The 12,374-nt window shown below is 71.3% G+C and carries 13 protein-coding genes and 1 riboswitch; of the genes, 6 read left to right on the top strand and 7 right to left on the bottom strand.

Features of this window, described 5'->3' with window-relative positions; genetic code table 11:
* Nucleotides 1-11: 11 nt before the first annotated feature.
* From AB0383_RS24875 to thiO, 3 genes are all read right to left on the bottom strand, one after another.
* Complete coding sequence (locus AB0383_RS24875; protein ID WP_220244680.1) at nucleotides 12-767, bottom strand: thiazole synthase; 756 nt, start codon at nucleotides 765-767, stop codon at nucleotides 12-14.
* A 2-nt stretch (nucleotides 768-769) separates the two neighbouring features.
* A complete protein-coding gene (gene thiS, locus AB0383_RS24870) occupies nucleotides 770-970 on the bottom strand; it encodes a sulfur carrier protein ThiS (RefSeq protein ID WP_285972039.1) in 201 nt (66 codons plus the stop codon).
* Complete coding sequence (gene thiO, locus AB0383_RS24865; RefSeq protein ID WP_364186825.1) at nucleotides 970-2,046, bottom strand: glycine oxidase ThiO; 1,077 nt, start codon at nucleotides 2,044-2,046, stop codon at nucleotides 970-972. The genes thiS and thiO overlap by 1 nt, the downstream gene beginning before the upstream one ends.
* A riboswitch (TPP riboswitch) is annotated at nucleotides 2,040-2,145 on the bottom strand. (Overlaps the previous gene by 7 nt.)
* Before the next feature lie 30 nt (nucleotides 2,146-2,175).
* Between thiO and thiE the strand changes: the two genes are divergently transcribed.
* A complete protein-coding gene (gene thiE, locus AB0383_RS24860) occupies nucleotides 2,176-2,841 on the top strand; it encodes a thiamine phosphate synthase (RefSeq protein ID WP_366188664.1) in 666 nt (221 codons plus the stop codon).
* On the opposite strand, the gene AB0383_RS24855 is transcribed toward thiE, so the two are convergent.
* Nucleotides 2,838-3,629 (bottom strand): hypothetical protein, encoded by a 792-nt coding sequence (locus tag AB0383_RS24855; protein WP_364186831.1) that lies wholly within the window; start codon nucleotides 3,627-3,629, stop codon nucleotides 2,838-2,840. The two genes, thiE and AB0383_RS24855, sit on opposite strands and share 4 nt — an antisense overlap.
* Before the next feature lie 154 nt (nucleotides 3,630-3,783).
* On the opposite strand from AB0383_RS24855, the gene AB0383_RS24850 reads away from it, so the two are divergent.
* From AB0383_RS24850 to AB0383_RS24840, 3 genes are all read left to right on the top strand, one after another.
* Nucleotides 3,784-4,728, top strand: a complete 945-nt coding sequence (locus AB0383_RS24850; RefSeq protein WP_364186834.1) for a threonine/serine dehydratase — start codon at nucleotides 3,784-3,786, stop codon at nucleotides 4,726-4,728.
* 162 nt (nucleotides 4,729-4,890) lie between these two features.
* Nucleotides 4,891-5,649: an SDR family oxidoreductase gene (locus tag AB0383_RS24845; protein WP_366188663.1), complete on the top strand. Its 759-nt coding sequence runs from the start codon at nucleotides 4,891-4,893 to the stop codon at nucleotides 5,647-5,649.
* Nucleotides 5,650-5,810: 161 nt separating this feature from the next.
* Complete coding sequence (locus AB0383_RS24840; protein WP_366188662.1) at nucleotides 5,811-6,737, top strand: AraC family transcriptional regulator; 927 nt, start codon at nucleotides 5,811-5,813, stop codon at nucleotides 6,735-6,737.
* A 157-nt stretch (nucleotides 6,738-6,894) separates the two neighbouring features.
* Here AB0383_RS24840 and AB0383_RS24835 read toward each other — a convergent pair whose 3' ends face one another.
* Both AB0383_RS24835 and AB0383_RS24830 read right to left on the bottom strand, forming a co-directional pair.
* Nucleotides 6,895-8,448, bottom strand: coding sequence for an MFS transporter (locus tag AB0383_RS24835; protein WP_364186841.1), 1,554 nt, complete (start codon nucleotides 8,446-8,448; stop codon nucleotides 6,895-6,897).
* Between the two features lie 113 nt (nucleotides 8,449-8,561).
* Complete coding sequence (locus tag AB0383_RS24830; RefSeq protein ID WP_354867163.1) at nucleotides 8,562-9,314, bottom strand: GntR family transcriptional regulator; 753 nt, start codon at nucleotides 9,312-9,314, stop codon at nucleotides 8,562-8,564.
* 155 nt (nucleotides 9,315-9,469) lie between these two features.
* Between AB0383_RS24830 and AB0383_RS24825 the strand changes: the two genes are divergently transcribed.
* Nucleotides 9,470-10,513, top strand: a complete 1,044-nt coding sequence (locus AB0383_RS24825; RefSeq protein WP_364186844.1) for an SIS domain-containing protein — start codon at nucleotides 9,470-9,472, stop codon at nucleotides 10,511-10,513.
* On the top strand, nucleotides 10,510-11,511 hold the full coding sequence (locus AB0383_RS24820; protein ID WP_364186847.1) for a BadF/BadG/BcrA/BcrD ATPase family protein: 1,002 nt from the start codon (nucleotides 10,510-10,512) through the stop codon (nucleotides 11,509-11,511). The genes AB0383_RS24825 and AB0383_RS24820 overlap by 4 nt, the downstream gene beginning before the upstream one ends.
* A gap of 107 nt (nucleotides 11,512-11,618) precedes the next feature.
* Here AB0383_RS24820 and AB0383_RS24815 read toward each other — a convergent pair whose 3' ends face one another.
* A complete protein-coding gene (locus AB0383_RS24815) occupies nucleotides 11,619-12,287 on the bottom strand; it encodes a DUF3159 domain-containing protein (RefSeq protein ID WP_364186850.1) in 669 nt (222 codons plus the stop codon).
* Nucleotides 12,288-12,374: the final 87 nt, after the last annotated feature.

The raw sequence follows: 12,374 nt of genomic DNA, 5'->3' as shown, positions 1-12,374 counted from the left end.
CGCGGCAGCCGTCAGCGGGGCGGGCTCGATGCGTGCGCCCAGAAGCGCTGCGGTACCCGGCCCGCGTCGCGGGCCAGGCGGCCCGCCTCGACGCCCGCGCGCATGGCCGCGGCCATGCGTTCCGGGTCCTTGGCGCGCGTCACGGCGGTGGACAGCAGGACCGCGTCGCAGCCGAGTTCCATGGCGAGGCAGGCGTCGGAAGCGGTGCCGATGCCCGCGTCGAGAATGACGGGGACCATGGCGCGCGCGACGATGAGCTCGATGTTGTGCGGGTTGCGGATGCCGAGGCCCGTGCCGATGGGGGCGCCGAGCGGCATCACGGCGGCGCAGCCCGCCTCCTCGAGCCGAAGAGCGAGCACGGGGTCGTCGTTGGTGTACGCGAGCACAGTGAAGCCGTCGGCCGCCAGTTGTTCCGCGGCGTCCAAGGTTTCGAACGGGTCGGGTAGCAGGGTGCGGTCGTCGGCGTGGACCTCGAGTTTGATGAGGTCCGTGTCGAGCGCCTCGCGGGCCAGCTGCGCGGTCAGCACGGCCTCCGCGGCGGTGCGGCAGCCTGCGGTGTTGGGCAGAAGCTTGATCCCGAGGCGTCGCACGAGGCCGAGCACACCGGTGCCGCCGTCGGCGTCGGCCTTGCGCATGGCGACCGTCGTCAGCTCGGTGCCCGACGCGACCAGCGCGCGTTCCAGCACCGACAGGTTTCCGGCGCCACCGGTCCCGATGATCAGCCTCGACGACAGCTTGTGTTCGCCGATGACCAGAGCGTCGTCCATCGTCAGCCTCCCTGCACCGCGGTCAGCACGTCGATGTTCGCGCCCTTCGGCACCACCGACGCCTCCCACTCGCCCCGGCGCACGACCTCGCCGTTCACCGCGACGGCCACGCCCTGGCGGGTCACGTCGAGTGCGTCGAGCACCTCGGACACGGTGGCGCCGTCGGGGAACTCGCGCCAGCTCCCGTTGACCTTGATCTCCATCAGACTCGCTCCTTCTGCAGCAAACGGGCGGGCGCGGCCGCCCCGATCTCGTCCGGTGGGGCCTCGCCGGCCAGCCACGCGACCACGGCGTCGGCGGTCACGGGGGCCATCAGCAGACCGTTGCGGTGGTGCCCCGTCGCCGCGTACACGCCTTCGCTGAGCTCCCCGATGTACGGCAGCGCATCGCGGCTCCCCGCGCGCAGCCCGGCCGCGATCTCGACGAGCTCGTACTCCGTGATGCCCGGCAGGATCCGTTCGCCGCCTTCCAGCAGCTCCCGCACGCCACGCGCGGTCACGGTCTCGTCGAAGCCCGCTTCGTACTGCGTCGCACCGAGCACCAGCTCGCCGTCAGCGCGCGGCACGAGGTAGATCGGCCGGCCCTCCACCATCGCGCGCACCGTGTACGGCGGGGGCGGCAGGCAGCCCCGACGCGGCCGCAGTCGCAGGATCTCGCCCTTGAGCGGCCGCACGGCGTCGGCCAGCAGCGGGTGCAGCTTGCCCGTCCACGCGCCGGCAGCGAGAACGACGGGACCGGTCACGTCGTCGAGCGAAGTGATCCGCAACGAAGAGAACTCAACCCCCCGCTTCGCGCACGCGGAGAGCAGCGCCGTCAGCAGCTTCCGGTTGTCGACAGCCAGGTCACCCGGCACGTGCAGCCCGCTGCGCACCGCACCTAGGCCGGGCGCGAGCCGCCGCGCCGCCCGCCCGGTGAGCCGCTCGACGTCCCGGCCCAGGGACGTCAGGTACTCCGCGAGGATGTCGAGGTGCCCGGCGTCGGCGCTGTCGAACGCGACCACGATCGTGCCGTGCGAAGCGAGCCCAGGGTCCGTGCCCTCGGCCGCGAGGTCCCGCGCGAACGCGGGCCAGCGCCGCAGCGACTCCTCGCCCAGGCGGAGCACGTGCTCCTCGCCCGGCCACGCCTCCGTGACCGGCGCGAGCATGCCGCCGGCCAGCCAGGACGCGCCGCGCGCGGGGGCCGGATCGACCACCGTGACGCGATGGCCGCGGGCCGCCGCGCGCCAAGCCGCGGACAGGCCGATGACACCGCCGCCGACGACGGTGAGGGTCTCATTCATGGAATCACGCTCCCTGCGCCGGCATGACCCGGATCAGGTTCCACGGTCGGAGCGGCAGCTCCCTCTCAGCCCGTGCCTCGGGCTCCCGTGCGGACCACCCCACCGTAGCGCGCGGGTAACGTGCCCGCCATGCCCGCCCTGACCGGATCACAGATCCGCACCCGCCTGGCCGATTCGCGGCTGTACCTGTGCACCGACGCCCGCTCGTCGCGCGGCGACCTCGCCGAGTTCATCGACGCGGCGCTGGCCGGCGGCGTCGACATCGTGCAGCTGCGGGACAAGACCAACGGGGCCCCACTCGAGGCCGCGCAGGAGATCGCGGCGCTCGAGGTGCTCGCCGAAGCGTGCGCGCGCCACGGTGCGCTGCTGTCGGTCAACGACCGCGCCGACGTCGCACTCGCCGTGGGAGCCGACGTGCTGCACCTGGGCCAGGACGACATCCCCGTGCCGCTCGCGCGCCGCATTCTGGGCGACGACGTCGTGATCGGCCGCTCCACGCACTCGCCTCAGCAGGCCACGGCGGCCGCAGCAGAGGACGGCGTGGACTACTTCTGCACCGGCCCGTGCTGGCCGACGCCGACCAAACCCGGCCGGTACGCACCGGGCCTGGACCTCGTTCGGGCCACCGCGAAAACCGGTACCGACCGGCCGTGGTTCGCGATCGGCGGCATCGACACCGAACGGCTGCCGGAGGTGCTGGCGGCCGGCGCGACGCGGATCGTCGTGGTCCGCGCCATCACCGACGCGGAAGACCCGAAGGCGGCGGCGCAGGCGTTGAAGACCCAGCTCGGCTAGGGGCTCGGCGTGCCCGAGGGCGCGCCCTTCGTCTGTGGCGCGCTCGGCGTGGTCGACGGCGCCCCACCCGTGCTCGAAGGCGGCGGGGCGCTGTCCGAGCTGCTTGAAGACGTCGGGCTTTCGCTGGTGGACGTGCTCGAAGACGAGGTCGAGGGCGGCGGGGTGTTCGACTGGGTCTCGCTGGGCGGCGGGCTGTTCTCCGACGTCGCGGGCGGGCTGTCGTCCTGCTTCTGCTGCTGGCTCGTGCCCGAGTTGCCGTGGTAGACGAACCCGCCACCGACGCCGCCCTTGGTGGCCAGTTCGACGCCGACCATCACGGCGATGGCGATAGCGGTGGCGACCACGCTCGTGCCGATGATGATCGGCCAGCGCAGCTTCCGCAGCTTGTCGCCGAAGGATTCCTCGGGCTCGGCCGGCGCGGTCAGCTTCGAGATCCGCACCGTCGGCATCTCCGACGGGTCGAGCGGCAGGAGCACGGTCGGCATCTGCGCCGGGTCGTCCACCGGCGACAGCCCGGGCTTGCTGCCACGGCGCTGCCCCGCCGTGACGAGCGCGGCGCGCGCCTTCACCGCGGCTTCGCGCGTGCGCTGCAGCGAGCGCAGGTACAGCTCGGCGCCGACGGTGGTGATCACGCTCGCCACCCCGGCCCCCACCACGGTGCCCGCCACGCCGAGCGTCGAACCGAGCAACGCGGCCGTGACGGCCGCAAGTGCCGTCGCCACCACCTGCGCGGGGCGGAAGCTCTTCTTCTCACCCTGCTCCGACGTCTTTTCCTGCTGCTGACTCATGATCCCGATCTACTAGTACCCGGCGACTTCCCCCACTGCGTTCAACGAGTAAGGCGCGCGAGGAACTCCCCGCGTTGCCCATCCGTGAGCGAGGACACGTCGACCGTCCACAATGGATGGACTACGGCTCACACTTTCCTGACATACTCGCCACATGCGATTGGTGACGATCTCCGACATCGAGGCCGCGGCGAAGCGCGTGGCCGACCACGCGGTGCGCACGCCGCTCCTGCGCCAGCCCTGGGCCGAAGGACAGCTGTGGCTCAAACCCGAGAGCCTGCAACAGATCGGCGCGTTCAAGATCCGCGGCGCGTACAACGCGATCGCCTCGCTCGACGACGCACAACGTGCGCGCGGCGTGGTCGCGTATTCGAGCGGTAACCACGCGCAGGCGGTCGCCTACTCGGCGAACGCGTTCGGCGTTCCGGCCGTGATCGTGGTGCCGGACGTGGCGCCGCGGCTCAAGGTCGAGGCCACGAAACGCTGGGGTGCCGAGGTGGTGGAGGTCCCGATCGCCGACCAGGAGCCGCGCGCGAGCGAGCTGGCGCGCGAGCGCGGGCTCACGTTCATCCCGCCGTTCGACCACCTCGACGTGATCGCCGGCCAGGGCACCGCGGGCCTGGAAATCGCCATCGACCTGCCGGACGTCGACACCGTGCTCGTGCCGGTGAGCGGCGGCGGGTTCGCCTCCGGCGTCGGCACGGCGATCAAGGCGCTGTGCCCGGGTGCGAAGGTGATCGGCGTCGAGCCCGAGCTGGCGGGCGACACCGCCGAGAGCCTGCGCGCCGGCCGGCGCGTCGAGTGGCCGATGGACCGGCGGGCCCGCACGATCGCCGACGGCCTGCGCGCCCAGCCGTCCGACCTCACGTTCGCGCACTTGCAGAACGTGCTGGACGGCATCGTCACCGTGACCGAGGACGAGATCCGCGACGCCGTGCGCGTGCTGGCCCGCCGGGCCCGGCTCGTGGCCGAGCCCAGCGGCGCCACGGCCACGGCCGCGTTCCTGCACCACGCCGGCGAGCTGCCGGGCGGCAAGACCGTGTCCGTGGTGTCCGGCGGCAACGTCGACCCCGCGATGCTGGCCGACCTGCTCGCCTGAGGTTTCGTCGGATCCGCGTGCGGACCCGCAGCATTGAGGAGGGCAGAATCGGGCAAGAGGCCAGGAGGATTCTTCTTCTCCCGAGGACGGTGACGCGGTTGCCTTGGGGTGTCACACCCCGTACGGAGCCTTCAAGCTCCGGATGTCCAGGAGGCACAACAGATGAAGGTAGCCGTCGTCACCGGCGCCAGTTCCGGCATCGGCCAGAGCGCGGCCGTTCAGGTCGCCAAGCGTGGGGCCGGTGTCATCCTGACCTACAGCTCCAACGAGCAGGGCGCCAAGGACACCGTCCGTGAGATCGAGCAGGCGGGCGGCACCGCCGTGGCGCTGCACCTGGACATCGGCGACACAGCCGGCTTCCCTGCCTTCCACGACGCCGTGGCCGACGCCCTGCGCGAGACCTTCCACCGGGACTCCTTCGACCAGTTGGTCAACAACGCGGGTTTCGCCGGGATGGCGCTGATCGAGCAGGCCACTGAACAGGAATTCGACAAGCTCACCGACGGCCTGTTCAAGGGCCCGTTCTTCCTCACCCAGACCCTGCTCCCACTGCTGGCCGACCGCGGCGCCATCGTCAACCTGACCAGCAACTCCACCCTGCCCCACGTGACCGCGCCCGGCTACTCCATCTACGCGGCTCTCAAGGGCGCCATCGTGGTCCTCAGCCGGTACATGGCCAAGGAGTTCAGCGCCCGCGGCATCCGCGTCAACTCCGTCGCCCCTGGCGCCACCCGCACGCGCTTCGCCGATGACGCCTTCGCCAAGAACCCGGAGATCATTCCGGACCTGGCGAAGACGTTCGCGCTCGGGCGGATCGGCGAACCCGACGACATCGGCATGGTCATCGCCATGCTGGTCTCCGAGGAAGGGCGCTGGATCACCGGCCAGGACATCGAAGTGTCAGGCGGCCAGAACCTCTGACCAGGCACCCCGCGATGAACCACCGCGAGCACGGCCCTCCCCCACGCCGAAGCCATTGCTGCCGCCCGGTGGCACCTCGCGCAGGCCACCGTGCTGCGCTCGCCACACGCTGCCCCAGTACGCGCACATCCTTGCCTGATCCTGCTGCGGCCGAGCACGGTGTGACCGGTCTGCGCAAGACTGAAGGCATGCCTTTGGACGAACTGCGCGAGCTGGTGAACCGGCATGCTCGCCCCGATCTGACCACAGCGATCGACGGCATCCAGGCATGTCGGTTCGACCAGCGCAGCGCACCTGCGGCGGGCATGTCCGGCACCGTGCTCGCGGTCATCGCCCAGGGCGGCAAGCGCCTCGCCCTGGGCGAGCGCCTGTACGACTACCGACCTGGTCAGTACCTCGTCACCTCGGTCGACCTCCCCGTCACCGGCCACGTCATCGACACCGGGCAGCCCACCCTCGGCTTCGGGATGACCCTCAACCCTGTCGAAATCGCTCAGCTGCTCCTGGAGGCCGACCCCCGCGACCTGCCGGCCCCGACACTCTCCGCACCCGCAGGCATCGCGGTCAGCCAAGCCCCCTCGGAACTGCTGGATGCCATCGTCCGGCTGCTGCGGCTGCTGGAGCGTCCCGCTGACCGCAAGATCCTCGCCCCGCTGGTCAAACGGGAGATTCTCTGGCACCTGCTCCGCGGCGAACAGGGCCCCGCCATCCGCCAGCTCGGCCTGGCGGACAGCGGACTGGCCCACATCAGCCGGGCGGTCCAGCAGATCCGAAAGCACTACGCGGAGTCATTCCGAGTCGAAGATCTCGCACGGACAGCGGGCATGAGCGTGTCCGCGTTCCACCGCAACTTCCAGGCCGTGACCGGAATGAGCCCCATCCAGTTCCAAAAGCGCATCCGCCTGCAGGAAGCCCGGCTGCTCCTGGTCGGCCGGCCATCCGACGTCACCGGCGTCGGCCACACCGTCGGCTACGAAAGCGCCTCACAGTTCAGCCGCGAGTACCGCCGCATGTTCGGCACACCACCCAGCCGGGACGCGGTCGGTCTCCGAGCCGAGCCACCCGTACCCGCCACCGCCCTGCCCTGAGAGTCGGCAGTTCTGATCGGCATCGAAACCCCGGGGCCCGAACCACCCCGATGCGGCATTGGTTGCTCCATCCATGCCCCCGCCACCACCCTCCGCGGAGGCGCTGCGCGCCCATGCCCCATTCCACGCACCCGATGCGGCGCGACGTGAGGTGGGGTCAGGAGTGCGGGGGCCCGGGGCGGACGTGGGTCGGCGGTCCGTCCACCCCGCACGAGAAGCACTCGCCGAGGTGCGGCGACTCGTCGTCCACGGTCCGCTTGGCCTCGGGCCCGGCCGTGCCACCGGAGGTGTCTCCGGAATCGTCCGGCGAACCGAGCACGCCGTTGTGAATCCCCAACGCGATGAGGCCCCCGGCGATCGCCAGGACGGCGCAGATGAGGAGTGCCATACGCCAGCCGGCCGTCAGCGCGACGGGGTCGCGGTAGGCCGAACCGGTGAGCCCGGCCGCCGCGGGGAGCACCGCGACCGCAAGAAGACCACCCGTTCGGGCGATCGCATTGTTTACTCCGGACGCGACACCGGCGAATCGGTCGGGTGCCGCGGCGAGCACCGTCGCGGTCACCGGCGCCACTGTGCAGGCCAATCCGAGGCCGAAGACGACCACCGCGGGGAAGACCGAACCGAGGTACGAGGACCCCGGTCCGACGCGGATCAGCAGCAGCATGCCGACGCCGATCACGATGGGTCCGACCACCAGCTGCAGGCGCGGGCCGATGCGCTGGGCCAGCGCGCCCGAGCGGCCCGAGAGCAGCAGCATGATGATCGTGATCGGCAGACCGGCCAGGCCGGCGAGCGTCGGCGGGTAGTTCAGGGAGACCTGCAGCTGCAGGACCAGCAGCATCATCACGGCGCCGAGGGCGGCGTAGACCACGAAAGTGAGCGCGTTGGAGAGCGTGAACGTCCGGTCGCGGAAGAGGCTGGGCGGCACGAGCGGCTCGTGGGAGTGGTGCTGCAGCCAGAGGAACACACCCATCCCGGCGATGCCGGCGACCAGGGCGATCAGCACGATCGGGTCGCCGATGCCGCGGCCGGGGGCTTCGACCAGCGCTCCGGTGATCCCCGCGAGCCCGATCGCGCCCGTCGCGGCGGCCGTGAAGTCCGGGTGGCCGGTGGCCGTCTCGTCGCGCGACTCGGGCACGAACTTGAGCGCCATCAGCACCACGACGACGGCCAGCGGCAGGTTGATCAGGAACGCCAGCCGCCAGGACCAGACCTGCACCAGCACCCCGCCGATCAGTGGTCCGACCGCGGCGGCCAGACCACCCAGCCCGGACCACGCGCCGATCGCGCGCGCCCGGTCGTTGTGCGCGAACGACGACTGCAGGATCGCCAGCGAGCCCGGCGTCAGCAGCGCGCCGCCGATGCCCTGGATGATCCGGAAGACCACCAGCTCCGTGGTCGAGGTGGCGATCGAGCACAGCCCCGAGGCGACGCCGAACCAGACAACGCCGATCAGGTACACGCGGCGCCGGCCGTAGCGGTCTCCGAGCGAGCCGGCCACGAGGATCAGCGCGGCGAGCGCCAGCATGTAGCCGTCGAGGATCCACTGCAGCCCGGCGACCGTCGCGCCGAGCTCTTCACCGATCCGGGGCAGCGCGACGTTGACGATCGTCCCGTCGAGCATGGCCATGCCCGAGCCGAGGATCGTCGTCCACAGCACCCCGCGCGCAAGCGGGGTGCCCCAGCGGATACCGCTGTCCGTCGTCGTCACGGTGCGCTCACCACGCACGCTCGAAAGTCATGCGCACACGGTGTCGCGACGCCGGTCCGGGCGCAACCACCCGCGCCCGGCCCGGCGACTGCTCGCGGGCCCGCCGGCCCGGCTCACGGCAGCAGCGTCGTGACGAACTTGTAGCGGTCGCCGCGGTACACCGAGCGCGCGAACTCCACCGGCTTGCCGTCGGTGGCGAACGAGTGCCGCGTCAGCATCATCACGGGCATGCCGACGTCCGCGCCGAGCATCTCGGCTTCCTGCGGGCCGGCGAGCGACGTCTCGATCGTCTCCTCGGCGCGCTCGAGCTCGACGCCGTAGTGCTCACGAAGCACTGCGTAGAGCGACCCTCCGGCCGAAATGTGCTTGCGCAGCCCGCGGAAGCGCCCGAGCGGCAGGTGCGTTGTCTCCAGCGCCATGGGCTGGGAATCGGCCAGCCGCAGACGACGAAGGCGAAGAATTTTCGCACCCTGGCGGATCGCGAGCAGTTTCGCGAGTTCGCCCTCCACGGGCAATTCCTCGAGTTCGAGCAGTTTCGACGACGGCTTCAGGCCTTGCTTGCGCATGTCCTCCGTGTACGAGGACAGCTGCAGCCGCTGCGCGAGCTTCGGCTCGGCCGCGAACGTGCCCTTGCCTTGAACGCGGTGCAAGCGGCCCTCGGCCGTCAGGTCCGCCAGTGCCTGCCGCACGGTGGTGCGCGACACGGTGAACTCGCCCGCCAGCGCCCGTTCCGTCGGGATCGGCGAACCCGGCGGCATCGCGTCGAGCAGATCGAGCAGGTGCTGTTTCAGCGCCCAGTACTTGGGTTCGCGCTGTCCGCGCACACCCGCCGTCCCCGCCTCACTCGCGGGGGATGTCTCCAACATGACCGGCTCCCTCAGCTTTCCCTCACTATCGCGCCACTTCCCCGTCAAGAAACGTACCCTTCACCACAAACGCTCCGCCCGGCTAGCATTGGTCTAGACCTGACCGCACGCCGCTCAGCACACCCGGGGCTCCGGTCCCGGCGGAGAGGAAAGTGATGACCCAACAACATCCCGGCGAGCACATGGCCGCGGAAATCTCGGAGCAGCCTGCCGTACTGGCCGGGCTCGTCGAGCGGCAGGGGGAAATAGCCGAAGTAGCTGAAAAGATTTCACAAAAGCCGCCCCGTTTCGCCTTGCTCGCCGCGCGGGGTTCGAGTGACCACGCCGCGTTGTACGCCAAGTACCTGATCGAGGTACTCCTGGGTCTTCCCGCGGGTCTCGTGTCACCGTCCACCGCGACGCTGTACGGCGCACGGCCAGACCTGAAGGACGTGCTCTTCGTCACCGTAAGCCAGAGCGGCGGCTCACCCGACCTCATCGAGGTCACCGAAGCCGCCCGGCGTCAGGGGGCGCTCACGGTGTCGGTCACGAACACGCCGGACTCGCCGCTGCGCGCGGCGGCCGAGCTGGGCGTGGACATCGGCGCCGGTCTGGAGAAGGCGGTCGCCGCGACCAAGACGTACTCCGCGACGCTGCTCGCGCTGTACCTGTTCATCGACGCCGTGCGCGGTGGCAAGGCGGCCGACGCGCAGAAGCTCGGCGACCTCGCCCAGCAGACGCTCGACGGAGCGGCCGAAGGCGTGCAGCGCGCGGTGGACCGCTACCGCTTCGTCGACCGCGTGCTCACGACCGGCCGCGGTTACTCGTACGCGACGGCGCTCGAGGGTTCGCTGAAGCTGGCGGAGACGAGCTACCTCGCCGCCCGCGCGTACAGCGGCGCGGACCTGCTCCACGGCCCGGTCGCGGCCGTCGACGGCGAGACCGCCGTGCTCGCGGTGACGAGCGCGGGCCACGGCGGCGAGGCGATGGGCGAGGTGCTCGACGCCGTCGGCAAGCGCGGCGCCGACGTGCTGGCGGTCGGATCCGCGTCGGCCGACGTGCCCGCGGCGCTGCGGATCCCCGTGGCGCAGACGGCCGAGGAGCTCGCGCCGATCCTGGAGATCCTGCCGATCCAGCGGATCGCGCTCGGGCTTTCGCTCGCGCGCGGCGGTGACCCGGACAGCCCGCGTGGGCTGCTGAAGGTGACCAAGACCCGGTGAGTCTCGTCGTGGGCGTGGACGCCGGTGGCACGTCGACGCGAGCGATCGCGGTCGACGCCACCGGCGCCGTGCTCGGCTCGGCGACGGCCGCCGGCGCCAACCCCAACTCGCACCCGCCGGCAGAGGCGGCCGCGCGCATCGCCTCGGCGATCGAGCGGGCACTGGGCGGGCGCACGGACGTGCGCGCCGCCGTGGTCGGGCTGGCCGGGGTGAGCAAGCTGTCCGACCCCGCCGTCGCGGCGGTGTTCGCCGGGGCGTGGGCACGGATCGGTTTGGACGGTGCGGTTCGGACGGTGGCCGACGCCGAAGTCGCGTACGCGTCGGCGACGTCGGCCCCCGACGGCACCGTGCTCGTGGCGGGCACCGGCTCGATCGCCGGCCGCATCCGCGAACGGCGGATGACCGCCACCGCGGGCGGCTACGGCTGGCTGCTCGGCGACGAAGGCTCGGCGTTCTGGCTCGGGCGAGAGGCGGTGCGATCCACTTTGGAGGCGCTCGGGCGCGGGGCGGAGCTCACCGGGCTGCCGGGCGCCGTGCTCGCCGAGGCGTTCGGACCGTCTCCTGTGGACTCCCGGGACGACGTGGCCACTTCAGACAATCCCAGTTTCCCCAATTCGCTTGTCACGGAAGCGAATCGGTTGACCACCGCGCGTGCGCTCATCACGAAGGTCAACGCCGAAGCGCCCGTCCGGCTCGCCCGGTTCGCACCCCTCGTGAGCGCCGCGGCGGCCGCCGGAGAAGCCTCCGCAACGGAAATCGTGGCCAGGGCAGCCGATCTTCTGGTCGCCACGGCCCTCGCCACGCGCGACCCGGGCGAGAAAACTCCCGTGGTGCTCGTGGGCAGCGTCCTCACGGGAACGGGACCGGTGGGACCGCTCGTGAAGGCCGGGCTGTCCGGCCTCGACGTGCTGACCAGCTCCGACGGAGTGCTCGGCGCCGCGTGGCTGGCCGCCGTCGACGCCTGGGGAGAGGCGGCGGCGCGGCCTTCGGCAAGGTGAATACGACCAAAACCTGGTTCGAAGTGTCCAAACCGTCGACTCAACCCCTCCGGTCCGGGTACCGTAGACAGCGGCCCCCGGACCCTCCCCCCTCGCCGGGGGCCGCCTTATGTCCTGGGTCCGTCTTCCGAACTCGGTTCCGGCGTGAGCCGCAGACCCGGGTGCCCGGCCGGCAGCGCCTTGTACAGCACCCAGCCGCTCACCGCCACGGTCGCCGCGACCAGTGGCCACGAGAGCGCGGTGCGCGCGATGCCGAGAGCCACCACCTGCCCGGCCCACCACAGCAGTCCGTAGACCACCACGCGGATCAAGTACTGCAGCACCCACACCCAGCTCGCCCACGAGTACGCGCGCAGGAGCGCGGGGTCACGGCGCCAGCGCGTCTTCTGTCCGATCAGGAGCCCCACGATCACGCCCAGCAGCGGCCAGCGCACCACGATGCTGGCGGCGAAGAGCAGGGCGCTCGCGGCGTTGGAGAGCAGCTGCAGCAGGAAGAAGTCCTCCGCGCGGCCGGTGTGCAACGCGATGAGCGCGGCGATCACCACGGCCGCGAGGCTCACGACGACGGCACGCGCCTTTTCCCCTCGGATCAGCCGGTAGGCGCCGAGCACCACCGCAACCCCGATGGCGACGATCGCGCCCCACGAGATCGACTGCCCGGTGGCCAGCCAGCCGACCACGAAGGCCACCGGCGGGATGCTGGCGTCGATCGCCCCGCGGCGGCCACCGAGGATCTGCGCGAGCGACTCGCGCGCAGGCGTCGTCTCGTCCGTCACATCCCCAGCCTGCCGGATACCGGGGTGGCAGGCCCGAAGCGGGAGACCTTCGCCACACAGCGTGTCCGATAAGTGCTCAACTGAGCG

Source organism: Amycolatopsis sp. NPDC051373 (assembly GCF_040689465.1).
Classification (GTDB): Bacteria; Actinomycetota; Actinomycetes; order Mycobacteriales; family Pseudonocardiaceae; genus Amycolatopsis.
Note: the sequence above shows the minus strand (reverse complement) of the source record. Positions and strands in the feature narration are given on the sequence as shown.

Excerpts from the sequence above, each read along its gene's own strand:
- AB0383_RS24875 (WP_220244680.1), bottom strand. The coding sequence starts at position 767 with ATGGACGACGCTCTGGTCATCGGCGAACACAAGCTGTCGTCGAGGCTG.
- thiS (WP_285972039.1), bottom strand. The coding sequence starts at position 970 with ATGGAGATCAAGGTCAACGGGAGCTGGCGCGAGTTCCCCGACGGCGCC.
- thiO (WP_364186825.1), bottom strand. The coding sequence starts at position 2,046 with ATGAATGAGACCCTCACCGTCGTCGGCGGCGGTGTCATCGGCCTGTCC.
- thiE (WP_366188664.1), top strand. The coding sequence starts at position 2,176 with ATGCCCGCCCTGACCGGATCACAGATCCGCACCCGCCTGGCCGATTCG.
- AB0383_RS24855 (WP_364186831.1), bottom strand. The coding sequence starts at position 3,629 with ATGAGTCAGCAGCAGGAAAAGACGTCGGAGCAGGGTGAGAAGAAGAGC.
- AB0383_RS24850 (WP_364186834.1), top strand. The coding sequence starts at position 3,784 with ATGCGATTGGTGACGATCTCCGACATCGAGGCCGCGGCGAAGCGCGTG.
- AB0383_RS24845 (WP_366188663.1), top strand. The coding sequence starts at position 4,891 with ATGAAGGTAGCCGTCGTCACCGGCGCCAGTTCCGGCATCGGCCAGAGC.
- AB0383_RS24830 (WP_354867163.1), bottom strand. The coding sequence starts at position 9,314 with ATGTTGGAGACATCCCCCGCGAGTGAGGCGGGGACGGCGGGTGTGCGC.
- AB0383_RS24825 (WP_364186844.1), top strand. The coding sequence starts at position 9,470 with ATGACCCAACAACATCCCGGCGAGCACATGGCCGCGGAAATCTCGGAG.